Origin of the sequence: Vibrio syngnathi, from assembly GCF_002119525.1 — a bacterium.
Taxonomy (GTDB): Bacteria; Pseudomonadota; Gammaproteobacteria; order Enterobacterales; family Vibrionaceae; genus Vibrio; species Vibrio syngnathi.
The window spans coordinates 884,591-901,169 of record NZ_CP017916.1 but is presented as its reverse complement, the minus strand read 5'-3'; the positions used below and the strand labels follow the sequence as shown (position 1 = coordinate 901,169).

General features: G+C 44.5%; 12 protein-coding genes. 5 read left to right on the top strand and 7 right to left on the bottom strand.

Going from position 1 to position 16,579, the window contains the following annotated elements; all coding sequences use genetic code 11:
* Positions 1-70 precede the first annotated feature (70 nt).
* The 4 genes from K08M4_RS04395 to prmB all read right to left on the bottom strand — a co-directional run bounded on the left by K08M4_RS04395 (position 71) and on the right by prmB (position 4,767).
* Positions 71-799, bottom strand: a complete 729-nt coding sequence (locus K08M4_RS04395; RefSeq protein ID WP_086048982.1) for a response regulator — start codon at positions 797-799, stop codon at positions 71-73.
* 157 nt (positions 800-956) lie between these two features.
* Positions 957-2,414, bottom strand: a complete 1,458-nt coding sequence (locus K08M4_RS04390; RefSeq protein WP_086048981.1) for a protein adenylyltransferase SelO — start codon at positions 2,412-2,414, stop codon at positions 957-959.
* Between the two features lie 517 nt (positions 2,415-2,931).
* Positions 2,932-3,573, bottom strand: coding sequence for a LysE family translocator (locus tag K08M4_RS04385; RefSeq protein ID WP_086048980.1), 642 nt, complete (start codon positions 3,571-3,573; stop codon positions 2,932-2,934).
* A gap of 261 nt (positions 3,574-3,834) precedes the next feature.
* The gene (prmB, locus tag K08M4_RS04380; RefSeq protein WP_009848509.1) at positions 3,835-4,767 is read right to left on the bottom strand and encodes a 50S ribosomal protein L3 N(5)-glutamine methyltransferase; all 933 of its coding nucleotides are present in this window, start codon (positions 4,765-4,767) and stop codon (positions 3,835-3,837) included.
* Positions 4,768-4,829: 62 nt separating this feature from the next.
* On the opposite strand from prmB, the gene smrB reads away from it, so the two are divergent.
* Positions 4,830-5,360, top strand: a complete 531-nt coding sequence (gene smrB, locus K08M4_RS04375; RefSeq protein WP_065678608.1) for an endonuclease SmrB — start codon at positions 4,830-4,832, stop codon at positions 5,358-5,360.
* 136 nt (positions 5,361-5,496) lie between these two features.
* On the opposite strand, the gene sixA is transcribed toward smrB, so the two are convergent.
* Complete coding sequence (sixA, locus tag K08M4_RS04370; protein WP_012603460.1) at positions 5,497-5,961, bottom strand: phosphohistidine phosphatase SixA; 465 nt, start codon at positions 5,959-5,961, stop codon at positions 5,497-5,499.
* Between the two features lie 306 nt (positions 5,962-6,267).
* Here sixA and K08M4_RS04365 point away from each other — a divergent pair, with 306 nt between their 5' ends.
* Positions 6,268-9,045, top strand: a complete 2,778-nt coding sequence (locus tag K08M4_RS04365) for an insulinase family protein (protein ID WP_086048979.1) — start codon at positions 6,268-6,270, stop codon at positions 9,043-9,045.
* 568 nt (positions 9,046-9,613) lie between these two features.
* On the opposite strand, the gene fadJ is transcribed toward K08M4_RS04365, so the two are convergent.
* Together fadJ and fadI are read right to left on the bottom strand one after the other, a co-directional pair.
* The gene (gene fadJ, locus K08M4_RS04360) at positions 9,614-11,860 is read right to left on the bottom strand and encodes a fatty acid oxidation complex subunit alpha FadJ (RefSeq protein WP_198299312.1); all 2,247 of its coding nucleotides are present in this window, start codon (positions 11,858-11,860) and stop codon (positions 9,614-9,616) included.
* The gene (fadI, locus tag K08M4_RS04355) at positions 11,860-13,167 is read right to left on the bottom strand and encodes an acetyl-CoA C-acyltransferase FadI (protein WP_086048978.1); all 1,308 of its coding nucleotides are present in this window, start codon (positions 13,165-13,167) and stop codon (positions 11,860-11,862) included. Before fadI ends, fadJ begins: the two co-directional genes overlap by 1 nt.
* 559 nt (positions 13,168-13,726) lie before the next feature.
* On the opposite strand from fadI, the gene K08M4_RS04350 reads away from it, so the two are divergent.
* The 3 genes from K08M4_RS04350 to K08M4_RS04340 all read left to right on the top strand — a co-directional run bounded on the left by K08M4_RS04350 (position 13,727) and on the right by K08M4_RS04340 (position 16,532).
* Positions 13,727-14,275 (top strand): sigma-70 family RNA polymerase sigma factor, encoded by a 549-nt coding sequence (locus K08M4_RS04350; protein ID WP_004736042.1) that lies wholly within the window; start codon positions 13,727-13,729, stop codon positions 14,273-14,275.
* Positions 14,268-14,996, top strand: a complete 729-nt coding sequence (locus K08M4_RS04345) for a DUF3379 domain-containing protein (RefSeq protein WP_086048977.1) — start codon at positions 14,268-14,270, stop codon at positions 14,994-14,996. Before K08M4_RS04350 ends, K08M4_RS04345 begins: the two co-directional genes overlap by 8 nt.
* A gap of 297 nt (positions 14,997-15,293) precedes the next feature.
* Positions 15,294-16,532, top strand: a complete 1,239-nt coding sequence (locus K08M4_RS04340; RefSeq protein ID WP_086048976.1) for an outer membrane protein transport protein — start codon at positions 15,294-15,296, stop codon at positions 16,530-16,532.
* The last annotated feature ends 47 nt before the right edge of the window (positions 16,533-16,579 follow it).

Here is a 16,579-nt window from a genome sequence, read left to right as displayed (position 1 = left end):
GAGATATTTCATCCGGAATACTTCATTGGAAATATTTTATTAGCGTTACTTAATTAACAGTAGGTCATGCTTAGTGTTCATACTGAACCGGCACAGCAAGAATGTAGCCGTTACCGCGCATGGTTTTGATGTAATGAGGATATTTGCCACTGTCACCCAATCGGCTTCTCAGGCGACTAAGCTGCACATCAATACCGCGTTCAAAAGGCAGTGCTTCACGGCCTCTGGTCGCAAAAGAGATAGTATCCCGGTCGAGAACTTCGTTAGGTCGAGTTAAGAACAACATCAACAAAGAAAAATCACTGCCCGACAAGTCCATCTCTTCTGAGCTCTCATTGTGTGAGATTCGATGTGCGAGCGTATCAAGCGTCCAATCACCAAAAATAATCTGCTTTGGCAGTGCATCATTGGGTTTGTCATCGACTACTTGAACACGGCGTAACAGCGCTTTGATTCGAGCCATTAACTGACGAGGGCTAAACGGCTTGGCAATATAGTCATCGGCACCAATTTCCAGCCCGATAATCTGATCGGTTTCATCCGATACCGCAGTCAGCATGATGATAGGTACATTCGATTGCTTTCGAACTCGCTGACACAAGGTAAAACCGTCGTCACCGGGTAGCATCACATCAAGCAGAATCAGGTCTGGATAACCATTACTTTGCAGATAAGTTTCGAGTTCAACACCATCTCCCACCGAAGAGACAGCGAAACCCGATTTTGTGAGGTACTCTTCCAGCAGCTCGCAGATTTCTTGATCATCATCCACCACGAGAATTCGAGTATTTGTTGGCATCGCCCAAACCTATTAAATTTACAATTTATTCACATAGTGTATAGGCTGGCCGATTATTTGATTATTGACATGTTTGTAAAGTTAGAAGAACGAACAGATAAAGATCACAACTTAGTGACCTCTATCTGTACTTAGCGACTCAAAGAATCATTAAAGGCTAAGAAGAACAACTGATCTCCATGGCTTTGCCCCACTCAGGAGGCAGAGCTGCCAGATGTTCATAATCAGGGTGTTCTGCATAAGGATCTGCCAGCACCACCATTAGTGCATCAATATCGCTGCTATCACCGCGCTCAGCTTTATCTATCGCAAGCTGGGCTAGGTAATTTCTGAGGATGTATTTAGGGTTCACCTGTCTCATCTTTTCACAGCGACCTGCCACTGAACTGTCTTCTAATTCGCAGCGTTGCAAGTAGTTATCCACCCATAGCTTTGCGGCCTCGCGATCGATAACCAAATCAATCACGTCCTGTGGCGGCAAGGTATCCAAGTTCGACAACGTTCTAAAGAACCTTGGGTAGTCGACTTTATTTTGCGACATCAGTTCGAACAACGATTCAAACAAACGACTGTCGCCCTCTAGTTTCGAAAGCAGCCCCAACTTACGACGCATCATCTGACTGAAATAACCATTCATTTGCGGTTCGTACTGCTCTAACGCGGCCTCTAAATCGGCTTTATCCACCAGCGGCGAAAGAGAATGAGCCAGTGCTGACAAATTCCATAATCCAATTCTAGGCTGCTGATTAAAGGCATAACGACCTTGATAGTCGGAGTGATTACAAATCAAGCGAGGGTCATATTCATCTAAGAAGGCGAACGGGCCATAATCGAAGGTTTGCCCGATGATCGACATGTTATCGGTGTTCATCACCCCATGAGCAAAACCATTCGCTTGCCACAACGCGACCATTTCCGCAGTACGATCAACAATCTCATTAAACATAGCAGCGTAGGGTTTATCTTCATCGAGGCATTCTGGGAAGTGCCATTCGATGACTTTGTCGGCCAATAATTTATGTTCTGCCAACTGATTGGTATAAAACAGGTGTTCAAAGTGACCGAAACGAATATGTGACTCAGCAGCGCGCACCAACAATGCGCCCCACTCTTGCTTCTCACGATAAACCGGTGTGTCACTGGTCATCATTGCCAACGCGCGAGTGGTTGGGATATTAAGACCCGCCATTGCTTCACTACATAGATACTCACGCACCGTTGAGCGAATAACCGCACGGCCATCGCCCATACGTGAATAGGGGGTTTTGCCTGCACCTTTCAGGTGTAAATCGAAGGTTTCACCACTTTTAGCGACAACTTGTGCTAAAAGCAACCCTCTTCCATCACCTAAATCAGGGTTATAAGAGCCAAACTGATGGCCTGCGTATTTCATTGCTACCGGCGAGAATGGCTCAGGTTCAACATTGCCCGACAGCGTCTCAAGCAATTCCTTAGAGGCGTCCTCAAATGACGGAAAGCCGAGTTCATTCGCAAGGTTATGGTTCCATGCGAGCCATTGGACATTGCTGAGCGGTGTAGGTTGAATTGGGGTATAGAACAGTCGAGGTAATGCGGTAAATCGATTGTTAAATGAAATAGAATCCCAGACAGACATGAGAGATACACTGTAGATAAAAGATGACTTAAGATTATCACAGTTTGATAACAACTTCAGATCAGGTTATGCAGTGAGTCTATTGAGATAAAGGGGGGTAATGAGACAAAAAGATTATTCAGAGAAAAAGGTTCCTGAGAGGAAGGTACAACTAAGAAAAGGTTAAGTGGCTAGCCTGATGAGAAGAGCCACATTTACGAGTGTAAGAGTTCTAACTTTGAAGACTTTTTGAAAAGTATATTCATAATAAAACTGAAAATATAGAGCCATGAAGCTGACTACATTAGAGCAAGAATACCCAGAAGAGAAAGGGTAGAGAAAATCCAAGTACGACTGATTACGCCAAAATTACTGTGTTGAATCATTTCTTGATGCTGCATATGTCTCTCCTGAGAACGTGATGATGTAACACCAATATATCGACTTTTCGCTAAAAGCAGCAAGCACATTAATATTAACCTTTTATGACAGCCTGAATAATTTTCCGTAACTATTCAGGCCTTTGATAAATTGAAAATTACGCTCTGCTTGTCGCAGAAAGCAGCGCACCTGCACCAATAAACACGCCTCCAGTGATACGATTGAAAACCTTAGCTCGGCCTTTCGCAAACAACCAATTTGATGATTTAGCACCTAAGTAGGCGTAGACCAATAACCAAGACAACTCCATAACAACGAAGGTCAAAGCGAACACTACAAATTGAGGAAATAGCGCTATCGATGGATCAATAAACTGAGGGAAAAGTGCGGTAAAAAACAAGATAGCCTTTGGGTTACTCGCACCAACAATAAAGCCACTCACATAATGCTGTGCAGCGCTTTCTTTAACAGGTTGAGAGTCTGCTTGTTGATTCGATAACTTGTCGTAATCTTGCTGACTCGATCGTAACGACTTCCAACCGAGATAAATAAGGTAAGCAGCCCCCGTCCACTTAATGATATTAAACACCACTTCTGACGAAGCAATGATCACCCCTAAACCGGTAAAAGATAACGTGAGGATTCCGGTAATGGCAGTCACGCTACCCAAGGCGGTAAATATCGATAACTTAAAGCCAGATTGCACACCCTTAGTCATGCACAACAAAGAGCTTGGCCCTGGTGAGGCAGTTAAAATCAACACCGCTAGCAAATAATAAATCCATGTATCAAAGGTCATCGCGAATTCTCCTTAACTCACTAAAACGACTAAATATTGAGCACCAATATGTAATAGCTATTCATATTAAGCAACTAAATATTGAACACGTTCACTCTGTGCTGCTTACTTATCCCTTAAATTTCGGCAATAAAAAACGCCATGCATTGCTGCATGGCGTTTAAATTCAAACGTTTCAAATAGAACGTCTTATCAGATTCTAACCTTAAGTTTTTAGCTTAATCTCTAAGCTAAACCCCTAAGCTAACAACTAACAGTAACCTAGTCTTTGTAGATAGAGAACTCATCTGCGCAAGCAACAAGCTGCTCACGAGTGATCATGAATACGCCATGACCACCGTTAGAGAATTCAATCCAAGTGAATGGAATCTCTGGGTACTGATCCATCATGTGAACCATTGAGTTGCCCACTTCACAGATAAGAATACCGTCGTCAGTTAGGTAGTCAGGTGCGTTAGCTAAGATGCGTCGAACCAATTTCAGACCGTCTGTACCCGCTGCTAGGCCAAGTTCTGGCTCGTGAGTAAACTCATCTGGCAGGCTGTTCATATCTTCTTCGTCCACGTAAGGTGGGTTAGATACGATCAGGTTGTATTTCTCTTTTGGCAAATCACGGAAAAGATCTGAACGGATTGGGAACACTTGCTGCTCCATACCGTGATCTTGAACGTTCTGCTCTGCAACTTGCAATGCGTCTGTAGAGATATCAATCGCATCTACTTCTGCGTCAGGGAATGCATGAGCACAAGCAATAGCAATACAACCACTACCCGTACACATATCCATGATGCGAGTTGGCTCTTCAATTAACCAAGGTTGGAATTGAGCTTCAATCAGCTCACCAATTGGAGAACGAGGCACAAGAACGCGCTCATCAACGAAGAACTCAAGGCCACAGAACCAAGCTTTATTGGTTAAGTAAGCCGTTGGTGTACGCTCATTGATACGCTTGATTACGCGCTCAACAATACGCAGACGTTCGCTGCTCGTTAAACGAGAGTTCATCACATGCGAAGGAACATCAATCGGCAGATAAAGAGTAGGTAAAATTAGTTGTACCGCCTCATCCCACGCGTTATCAGTGCCGTGACCATAAAATAGGCCCGCTGCGTTAAAGCGACTAACAGTCCAACGAATCACATCTTGAAGCGTGTGTAGTTCTGATACCGCTTCTTCTACAAAAATCTTATCCAAAATTGTCTCCGAAAAGCGCTACAATACTGCTAATTACGTTTCTAATTAGAATTCATAACCTGATGAGCAAAAAAGACACCGACTTCGATGACGATTTCGCCCTGTTCAACGATGCAGTAAAGGGCGTTAAAAAGTTGCAACAGGATACCATAGTCCAGCAGCCAAAAAGAAATGCCAAGCAAAAAGAAATTACTCGAACGGCAAGACAAGCCAGTGATAGCGAGTTTTATTTCTCGGATGAGTTCATTCCGCATCTTAGCGAAGAGGGCCCGACACGTTATGCGCGCGATGATGTCTCTAAATATGAGGTGAAGCGCTTACGTCGTGGTGTCTACGTACCTGATGTGTATCTTGATATGCACGGTATGACGCAGCAGGAAGCCAAACGAGAACTTGGCGCGATGATTGCTCACTGTATTAAAGAAAGTGTGGCATGTGCCTGTGTACAGCACGGTATTGGTAAACACATCCTTAAACAGAAAGTGCCTTTATGGTTAGCACAGCACCCAGATGTGATGGCTTTTCACCAAGCACCTTTAGAGTTCGGTGGTCATGGGGCGCTACTGGTTTTACTTGCTATCCCAGATAAATAGCCATCGACTTGCTCTTTATTCTAAATAAGTACGTCCAGCACCTTGTCGCTTGGTCGGAATGGTCCGTTAGAAACAACAAAGGGCATCTCAATAATCATGAGGTGCCCTTAAATTTGTCTTGAGAAAACGGTCTCAGCTATGGGTTAATGTTCCAAAGCAACTCGCCTTTTTGTTTTTCAAGGTCGAATTCAATACACGCTAGCCCTGAGGTTGGGAACATAGGTGGCGCCATGCCCGTCGCAAATTCAGCCGTTAAATAGCCCACTAGAGGTAAATGAGAAACAAATAAAATGGTCTCTAGCTTTTCTACTTCAGCCATTGCTATGGTCAAATCAAACACATCGTCAGACATACCATAAGGCGTAATATCATCACAGGTTTCGACTTTCTTTCCAGAAAATGCCTGAGAGATTTCTAACCACGTTTCTTGTGCCCTTAGATATGGGCTCACAAGCACTTTATCGAACTGGCTAAATCCTTGCTCATTTGCAGCTTGAGCTACCGCAAGAGACGCCATTTTACCGCGCTTCGTTAACGCTCGTTCTGCATCCGAGTTAGCAAAATGTTCTGCTTCACCGTGGCGCATTATGAATATTTTCATGTTCAGTCCTGTCTACGTAACATTTCGAAAGTCGATATATCCTATATATCAGCGATACGCTACTTAGCGTTTGGCTCTCAAACTAGAGAAAACGCAGTCTATATAAATAATTATATCAAGTCACTTGCTAAAGAGTTCGACTTTCTTAACAATCTTATTAAAAGAAAATAAATCACTGATAAAAATCGATAAAAGTGATTTAGAAGTCGCCAAAAAGCACTTCATATCCCAAAATATGATCGCGAGGTTTGCACCTTAAATCATCGCGTACATAATTTAAAAACCACCTTCTCTGGAGATGCATCTGTGCATTTAAGCCCTAATGATGAACATCAATACCGTTACGTAACATTGGATAACGGGTTGAGAGTACTGTTAGTTCACGATCAGAACGCTCAAAAAGCTGCAGCCGCACTCGCCGTTAATGTCGGGCACTTTGATGACCCTACAGACCGAGAGGGTTTAGCTCACTACTTAGAGCATATGCTATTTTTGGGAACTGAAAAGTATCCAAAGGTCGGAGAGTTCCAAAGTTTTATCAGCCAACATGGCGGTAGCAACAACGCTTGGACAGGAACCGAACACACCTGCTTCTTTTTTGATGTTGAATTGAATGCCTTTGAAAATGCACTCGATCGCTTCAGCCAGTTTTTTACCGCCCCCCTGTTCAACGAAGAAGCATTAGACAAAGAACGCCAAGCCGTTGATTCAGAGTATAAAATGAAACTCAACGACGACTCGCGACGCTTGTACCAAGTGACCAAAGAATTGGTAAATCACTGTCACCCATTCTCGAAGTTTTCTGTCGGTAATATCGATACGTTGGGTGACCGAAACGGCGAGACGATTCGACAAGAGATCTTGGCTTTCCACCAGCAGCAGTACTCTTCAGACTTAATGACACTGACGCTGTCTGGTAATCAATCACTGGACGAGATGCAAAGCTGGGTTGAGGATCGCTTTAGCTCGATTACCAACCACAAACTACAAGGTAAAAAGGTTGAAGTACCGATTGTTGGCGAATTAAGCACGGGGGTACAAGTACACGTTAAACCGATCAAAGAAGTGCGCAAACTTATCTTAACCTTCCCGATGCCAAGCATGGACGAACACTATGGTATTAAGCCATTGTCATTCTTTGCACACCTTTTAGGTTATGAAGGAGAAGGTAGCTTGATGATGCAGTTAAAAGAGAAAGGTTGGATAACCTCACTCTCGGCTGGTGGCGGCGCAAGCGGCAGTAACTACCGTGATTTCACAGTCAGTTGCTCATTAACCATCGAAGGTTTAACCAAAACCGATAACATCATTCAAGCAGTGTTCCAGTACATTAAGTTGATTGAACAACAAGGTATTGAAGAGTGGCGTTACCTCGAAAAACGGGCTGTTTTGGAATCAGCCTTCCGCTTTCAAGAGCCCTCAAGACCACTTGATGTCGTCAGCCATCTCGTGATCAACATGCAGCATTACCAAGAGCAAGATGTGGTGTATGGCGATTACAAAATGTCGCATTTCGACAAAGAGTTACAACGCTCTTTGCTTCGCTACTTATCCGTCGACAACATGCGGAGCACCGTCGTAGCTCAAGGCTTCGAGTATGACAGAGAAGCGAAGTGGTACTTTACACCCTACTCTGTTACGCCTTTTAGCGCTGAGCAAATTCTATGCTTTACGTGCATCAACCCCAGTTGGCAGTTTGAGCTTCCAAATAAAAACCCGTTTATTTGCTACGATTTAGACCCGGCTGAACTCGAAGGTGATGCTAAGTACCCGCAACTGTTAGAAGAATTAGACGGTTTCAAACTGTGGCATCTACAAGATCATCAATTTCGAGTACCTAAAGGTGTGGTGTATATCGCTATAGATAGCCCACACTCAGTGGCCACCCCGAGAAACATCGTTAAAACACGCTTGTGTGTAGAGATGTTCTTAGACTCACTTGAAAAAGATACGTATCAAGCTGAGATTGCTGGTATGGGGTACAACATGTATACCCATCAAGGCGGTGTCACACTGACTCTTTCTGGGTTCAGCGAAAAGCAACCACAGTTGCTCAATATGATCCTTGAGCATTTTCAAGCTCGTAACTTTAGTCCAACACGCTTCGAAACGATTAAGCATCAATTGCTCAGAAATTGGAATAACGCGTCGCAAGACCGTCCTATTTCTCAGCTGTTCAATGCGATGACGGGAATCTTACAGCCAAATAACCCACCCTATTCCGTTTTAATTGAAGCGCTGGAAACAATCGAAGTCGATGAGCTTTCTTGTTTTGTTCAAGCTATTTTGGCTGAACTGCATGTCGAAATGTTTGTGTATGGTGACTGGAAAAAAGCTGACGCGTATAAGATGGCTGAAACGCTAAAAGATGCATTGCGTGTTCAAGATCAAGCATACGAAGAGTCACTGCGCCCTTTAATCATGCTGGGTGATAATGGTAGTTTCCAACGTGAAGTGGTGTGTAATCAAGATGATTCAGCCATCGTGGTTTACTACCAATGTTCAGATATATCACCTACAAATATTGCACTGTATTCATTGGCAAACCACTTGATGTCAGCCACTTTCTTCCATGAGATACGTACTAAGCAGCAGCTGGGTTATATGGTCGGCACTGGTAATATGCCGTTGAACCGACACCCAGGAATTGTGTTGTATGTGCAATCGCCTAATGCTGCCCCGGCAGACTTGTTAGCCTCGATAGATGAGTTCCTCAATGCCTTTTACATGGTGCTGTTAGAGCTTAACGACTATCAATGGCACAGCAGTAAACGCGGCCTCTGGAATCAAATTTCAACGCCAGACACCACCTTGCGAGGACGTGCTCAACGCTTATGGGTTGCCATAGGCAATAAGGATTGGGAATTCAACCAGAGGGATCGCGTGTTAGAAGAGCTCAAAGGCCTGACTCGCTCAGACATGATGCGTTTTGTGGTTAGCCAACTTAAACCTCGTACAGCGAATCGTCTGATTATGCACGCACAAGGTAACGCTCATAACGAAGAAGAGAAGTTATCAGCAGGTGTGGAAATAGGCTCTATTGATGAGTTTCAGTTGCGCCCTAAAGACTGTGAGCTTGGCTGATAAAGCTGGAATGAAAATCATAAGGTTGATGTGAAAGCATCAACCTTTTTTATTGGGTGCAGCATAAAAACAGATCTCCTATTACGCTCCTTCGTCGCTTTAGGAGATGACGGTAGTTTTGATTGCAATGCATTAGCCACAATCCGCCTATTGACACTAATAGCTTACTTTCAACCTCTCTTTGGTCATTCCCGAGAAGGAGAAACGACTGAATCGGGAATCTCCCGACACACCGATAATATCTGGCAAAACACATCCCTCTCCTCGTCATTCCCGAGAAGGAGGAACGACTGAGCCGGGAATCTCCCACACCAAGCCAACGCCACCAGACAGAACACATCCCCCTCCCCCGCCATTCCCGAGAAGGAGGAACAACTTAATCTGGAATCTCCGACACCAAGCCAATGCTATCAGACAGAACACATCACTCCCTCCATCATTCCCGAGAAGGAGCAACGACTGAGTAGGGAATCTCATTCCTTTCGCTCGCACATAAAAATAAAGCCCGCATCAATTGCTTGATACGGGCTTGATAATTAATGTCCTAGAACGTTACCTGCATAGAGAGTTACTTATAAAAAGACTCATCCAAGCCAGCACGTGTCAGTAGGCCATCACATGGCGCAAAACGATCACCGTACTTCTTAGCGAAGTCGTTCATCATCTCAACCAATGACTTAATACCGATTTGATCCATATAACGGAACGGACCACCTAGGAATGGAGGGAAACCGATACCGAAAATAGCACCAATATCACCATCACGTGGGCTGCGGATAATACCGTCATCCAAACAACGAACCGCTTCGTTAAGCATCGGCAGTACACAGCGCATAGCGATATCGTTGTCACTTAGCTTAGGCTCAGGTTGCAGCTTAAGCAGTTTGTAAACTGACTTGTCCACTTCCTTCTTCTTACCCTTGTAGGTATAGAATCCTTTACCACTCTTACGACCTTTACGGTTGTCATTCAAAAGAATATCGAACACATCAGGGCCTTGGAAGCGGTCGCCTAGTTCATTAACCAGAATCGGAATAATCTTCGCTCCGATATCAACGCCTACCTCATCTAGCAAGGTAATTGGGCCAACCGGGAAACCGAAGTCCAATAACGTGCTGTCGAGCTTTTCAATCGGCTCATTCGCCAATAACAGATGCGCGGCTTCATTCATGTACGGAGCAAGGATACGATTCACGTAGAAACCTGCCGTGTCTTTAACAACAATCGGCGTTTTACCTTGCTTCTTCGCTAATGCCACCACCGTCGAAATCGTCTCTTCTGACGTTGTTTCATGAGGGATGACTTCTACTAGCGGCATTTTTTCTGCCGGGCTGAAGTAGTGAAGACCAACCACGTTTTCTGGTCGCTGCGCTTTCTCTGCAATTTTGTGGATTGGCAGTGAAGACGTGTTGGTCGCAAAGATAGTCTCTGACTTAGCATTGGCTTCAATGTCTGCAACCATTGATTGCTTAAGGTCAAGATCTTCAAATACCGCTTCAATCACCACATCGGTGTGGTTAAAACTCGTAAAGTCGATACCACCAGACAGTTGTAACATCTTACTTTCAAGACCCGCTCGGCTCAGAATACGACGTTTACGCTGCTTATCGAACAACTTAAAGTTGTAGTTAAGTGCGTTGAGCACACCTTCATTTGATACGTCTTTAATACGAACCGGAACTTTCGCTTTTGCAACGCTGACATGACTGATACCAGCGCCCATAAGACCGCCGCCTAGTACACCAACACGCTTAACCGCTTTTGGTTCTGCGTCTGCACCGTGCTCTTTTTTCATTTCAGTCGTGGCAAAGAAAATCGAACGAAGGGCTTTAGATTCTGCGGTCATCACCAATTCAGAGAAACGCTTCGCTTCATACTGAAGGCCTTTATCAAAGCCGTTCTCAAGGCCGTACCGAATCACATCAAGAATCGCATCAGCTGCAGGGTAATTACCGCGCGTTTTCTGATTCGTTTTCTTTGAAGCCTGTTCGAAAATCATTTTTCGACCAAGGTTATTTCGTGAGATTAGCTTTTCCTTGGTCGAAGCCTGAACTTTAGACGCAAGACGCTTACCTTTTTTGCCGCCTGAGTTCTTTTCAACAAAGCTCTTAGCAACTTCAAGCAAGATAGTTTCAGGTACACAAGCATCGACAACGCCGAGCGATTTCGCTTTTTTAGCGCGCAGTTGCTTGCCCGTAAGAATAAGGTCAAGAGAAGGCAGTAAACCAATAAGGCGAGGCAGGCGTTGTGTACCACCAGAGCCGGGTAATAAGCCTAACTGCACTTCTGGTAAGCCAAGACGGGTCTTGTCGGAATCAGTACATACACGATAATCACATGCTAGTGCGAGCTCTAAACCACCACCTAAACATGGACCATGTATCGCAGCAACCACTGGGTAAGGCAAATCAGATAATGTTTGGAACATCTCTTGCCCTTGGCGAGCGAGAGACTGTGCTTCATCAGCGGTTTTGCACGCATCAAGCATTCGAACATCAGCACCAGCGATAAAGTTATCTGGCTTCAATGAATGTACGATCAAGCCTTTAACTCGGCTTTGCTTTTCTTTTAGTTGCACGAAGATGGCTTTCATTTCTCCAGCAAACGCCGCTTGGAGTGTGTTCATTTTCTCGTTTGGCACATCGATCGCAAGCCATGCAATATCTTGGTCATCGATAGTTAAAGAAAACGCGGTCGCCGGTTTTACGGCTTCATCGTTTGAAACCGTCTGGTCACTTTTAGATACAGTCACTGGCTTTGAATCCGTTTTTTTGACTGCTTTCTTTTCTTTTTTCACATCAAGAGTCGTAGACATTATTCCACCTCCAAGATCATTGCTGCACCTAAGCCACCAGCCGCGCAAGCCGTATTCAGTGCTAAGCCGCCGCCGCGACGTTTCAGTTCACGTAGTGTTTGGGTCATCATGCGTGCGCCAGTCGCTGCAAACGGATGTCCGTAGGCAATTGAACTGCCGAGTACGTTGAACTTCTCCATATCAATCTCGCCAAGCGCTTTTTCACGGCCAAGATTTTTCTGAGCAAATTCATCGCTTGCAAACATTTTAACGTTAGCCAGAACTTGGGCTGCAAATGCTTCGTGCATCTCGATAAGCGTTAGATCTGATAATTCTAGGCCTGTGTTCTTCAATACTTGAGAGGTCGCGTAAGTCGGACCCATCAACATATCCGTTTCAACACCAATCGCTGAGAACGCGTAGCCACGGATATAACCAAGCACTTCTAAGCCTAGCTCTTTCGCTTTGCCTTCGCGCATCAACATCACTGCGGCACCGCCATCAGTAAGAGGCGTGGCATTGGCTGCCGTTACACTGCCGTATTGTCTGTCGAATGCAGGGCGCAATTTAGCGTAACCTTCAACCGTCGAGTCGTGGCGAATGTTGTTGTCTTCTGCTAGGTACTTTTTATAAGGCGCGGGGAATGCCGTCATCACTTCGTCTTTAATCTTGCCTTCTTTCCATGCTTGAGAAGCCAAAGAGTGAGAACGGTGAGCAAGTGCATCTTGAGCTTCGCGAGTAATACCATGTGTCTTAGCCATCTGCTCAGCAGTTTGTCCCATAGACAAACCTGTCGAGTATTCTGCGACTGCTGGTGGTACTGGCATTAAATCTTTGACTGAAAATGTTTTAAGAATCTTCAGTTTTTGACCTATGGTTTTCGTTTTACTCAGTGCTAATAAGTTCGCCGCTAACTTTTTCGAAACACCAATTGGCAATACAGAAGAAGAGTCCGCACCGCCCGCAATTCCAACATCAATCGTGCCGGCCATAATGCTCTCGGTCACGTTAACTGCAGCTTGGAAGCTAGTCGCACATGCTCGCGTCACGCTGTAGGCATCAGTATTGATGTCCATGCCTGTGCCCAACACGATTTCACGTGCAATGTTCGGTGCTTCTGGCATTTGCACTACTTGGCCGAACACAACTTGTTCGATCAGCGCAGGATCGACATCAGTTCTTGCAAGCATTTCGCTCACCACCATTTTGCCTAGGTCAACCGCAGGCACTTGGCTAAATTCTGTGCTCTGACGAGCGAATGGGGTTCGTAGTCCAGCGACAACGGCAACACGTTCTCCAGAACGCGTTTTGACTTCCTGTTTGCCCATGGTTTCTCCTTAAGGTTAAGAGGTCTGACCTGAAGCATTGTAAACAAGTTGTTAATTAAATCAAACAGGCGTTTAAATAAACGTGATACGAGTATCCCACTGCTTGAAAATCTAACTGAACATTCAGGCGAACCTTTTTGAGGGAAAGGTTGTCGTAAGATACTAAACTATTGCAAGCAAAGCTGTTATCGCTATGTAAGGAATGGTTTTCTTGAGGCAAAAAAAAACCACACAAAACTGTGTGGTCGGAATGTATATAAAGCAATTAACTTAACGCCAATTGAAATAATCAGTTTCCTGATTAGGAGAAAGTAAAGTCAGCCTTCAAAAGGAAGTGTCGTCTTGCTCAACATGCTAGCCACGAATGACTAACTAGACGACAAGGTGTACTATAGCGTTTTCGAGGGCTTAAATTTTGAAGTAGATCAATTTTAATGTGATTTTACGACTTCCTGCCGACGTTAGCCCTAAAAACGAAACAGCATATATAACGAAGCACAACGTATAGAAGACAGCTATACGCAGAGCAATTATGGAGGCTCGTGTGTCAATAATAAAAATGTTTGGAAAGAAAACAGCCAAGCGTCCGGTCAACTCTGATATGGACAAACAAAGAAAGTACGAAGCACTCGTGCGCGCCTATCATCGTGACCTCTTTCGCTATGCCTATTGGCTATGTAAAGACAAAAGCATTGCCGAAGATTTAGTACAAGAGACTTGCCTTCGTGCATGGAAGTCACTCGATAGCTTACAAGATGAAAAAGCCGCTAAATCTTGGCTGATCACCATCTTGCGACGCGAGAACGCTCGACGTTTTGAACGCAAACAGTTTGATCTGGTTGATATCGACGATCATGGTAACGATGCAAGTGTCAGCGATGACCCACATCATCAACACCTGTGGTTGCAAGCTCAGATCATGAAACTTGAAATCGATTACCGTGAACCCCTCTTCTTACAAGTGATTGGTGGTTTTAGTGGTGATGAGATCGCAGATATTCTCGACCTCAACAAAAACACGGTGATGACACGTTTATTCAGAGCTCGAAATCAGTTGAAAGAGATGCTGGATACAGAAGAGGCAGAGAGGGGGCAACATAATGGATGATTTGGAATTTCGTCGTCGTGTATTGTCGGAACCTAAGCAACGTACACAAGATATTATTGATGCAGCAGCAAACAGCGAAGCCAATAGTAATTTCTTAGACGATGTACTATCGCTTGATAAGCAGATCCATTCAGCATTGAATGTGGATGTACCAGACGATCTTGCAGATCGTATCCTGTTCAATCAAACCTCAAGCGAAGAGAGCAAAGTAGTAAGACCTACGTTTGCAAGGCGAGCAATAGCAATGGCGGCTTCTGTGGCATTTGTTGCAGGTTTATTGGTTGGTCAAGTCAACTGGGGCAACGCGTTGGTCTCTCCAGCTCAAGCAAGCTTGGTCGATACCGCAATGAAACATGTTGTTGATGAAAAGAGCTTTGTTAGTTCAATCGACGAACAGGTTACATCACAACAGATCAACGCAAAAATGAACCCGTTTGCTTACCAGTTTGACGAAGCCTTCCCTTACCACGTCTATTACCTGAACCACTGTGGTTTTGGCAAATCCAACGCAATGCACATGGTTTTCCAAGGCGAAAAAGGCAAAGTCACGCTGTTTTTAACTGGCATTCCGACTGACAAGTCTATCGACTTTGATGAAAAAGGCATGTCAGGCTCGGTAACACCGATCGATGGCAGCAGTTTGATCCTTGTAGGGGAAGATGGCGAGGATGTCTCTAAAATCGCCGAAAAGCTGACAAAAATGATCAAACCAATGAGCTAATTTGCTCTCAAAGCCCCGTAACAAAAGGCCCAGCAAGTATATCACTGATATTGCTGGGCTTTATTTATCAATAAGTCGCAAAACCATTCACCACACCAATACCTCTAGAGTTAAAACTCTAAAAAACAGCATTTCTCTCCATTTTCGTGCCAGATAGGCGTCATTTCCGTAATTTTCCACTCAAAATTTCCAATGGTCGGATTTGTATATCGTATACTTGCGAATAGGATCAGCCACCATTGAGCAATTGCTCAAATTAATCGCCCTGTAGAGGCGGATATAAAAAGGAATAAATGAATGACTACCAACAACACGCGTCTGTTTAAAAAGTCTCTTTTAGCAGTAACAATTACACTGGCGTCTTCGCAAGCGATGGCAGCAGGTTTCCAACTTAACGCACAATCAGCAACCGGTATTGGCCGTGCTTTTGCTGGTGATGCAGTAATCGCAGATAACGCGTCAGTTATGGCACGTAACCCTGCAGCAATGGCACTTTTTGATAAAACTGAGTTGTCTCTTGGTTTCGAAAGTATCACCTCAATGATTGAAGTCAACGACGTTAACTACGTTGGTGGCAAAGTTCCGGTAAATAATACTGATGATGTAGGTGACACATCAATCGCACCTAACATCCACTTAATCGTTCCGGTAAATGAAAAATTTGCTTGGGGTATCAATGCCTACTCAAACTTCGGTACTAAAACAGAGTTTGACAACAACTACCCGGCAGCTGAATACGGCGGCTTAACGGATGTTAAGAGCGTTAACTTTGGTCTTGCAGGTTCTTACCGACTAGACGACCAATGGAGCTTCGGTGCAGGTTTAGACCTTATTTATGGTCAAGGCACTATGAAACGCACCTCAGGTGTAGGCATGCAAGCTGGTAATGTACCTCTTGGCACTCCTTTATTAAACGTCGACAAAGCTGATGGTTGGGCTGTTGGCTTTAACGTTGGTACCGTTTATGAACTAGATGAAAACAACCGTTTTGGTCTATCTTACCGTTACAGCCCTGAAATCACCGCTAAAGATGACAAGGGCCAAGAGATCACGCTACCACTACCAGACATCGCTGAATTCTCTGGTTTCCACAAAATTGAAGATACTAAGTTCGCAGTTCACTACTCTGTACAATGGATCGGCTGGGGTGACTTCGACCAGATCGAATTCCAGAACCTATCTCAAGGTGCGATCAAAGGCGCGTACAATAAAGAATACAAATGGCAAGATGGCTGGCACTACGCAATTGGTGGTACTTACTACCTAAACGATACGTGGACACTACGTACCGGTTACATGTATGACACCAGTGCGCAAGACGAACTAACATCTATCTCTGTTCCGGATTCAGACCGTCAGTGGTTCTCTGCTGGTTTCACTTACCACATTGACACCGCTTCAAACGTAGACTTCGGCTTTACATACTTGTTAGGCGACGATGTGAAAGTTTCAGAAAACTCTTCAAAAACGCCACTAACAGCGACGACACATGCTGATGCAATCCTATTAGGTCTTCAGTACAGCCGCAGCTTCTAATATAAAGCTAGCTATAATCTCAAAAGGGTCGCATTGTGCGACCCTTT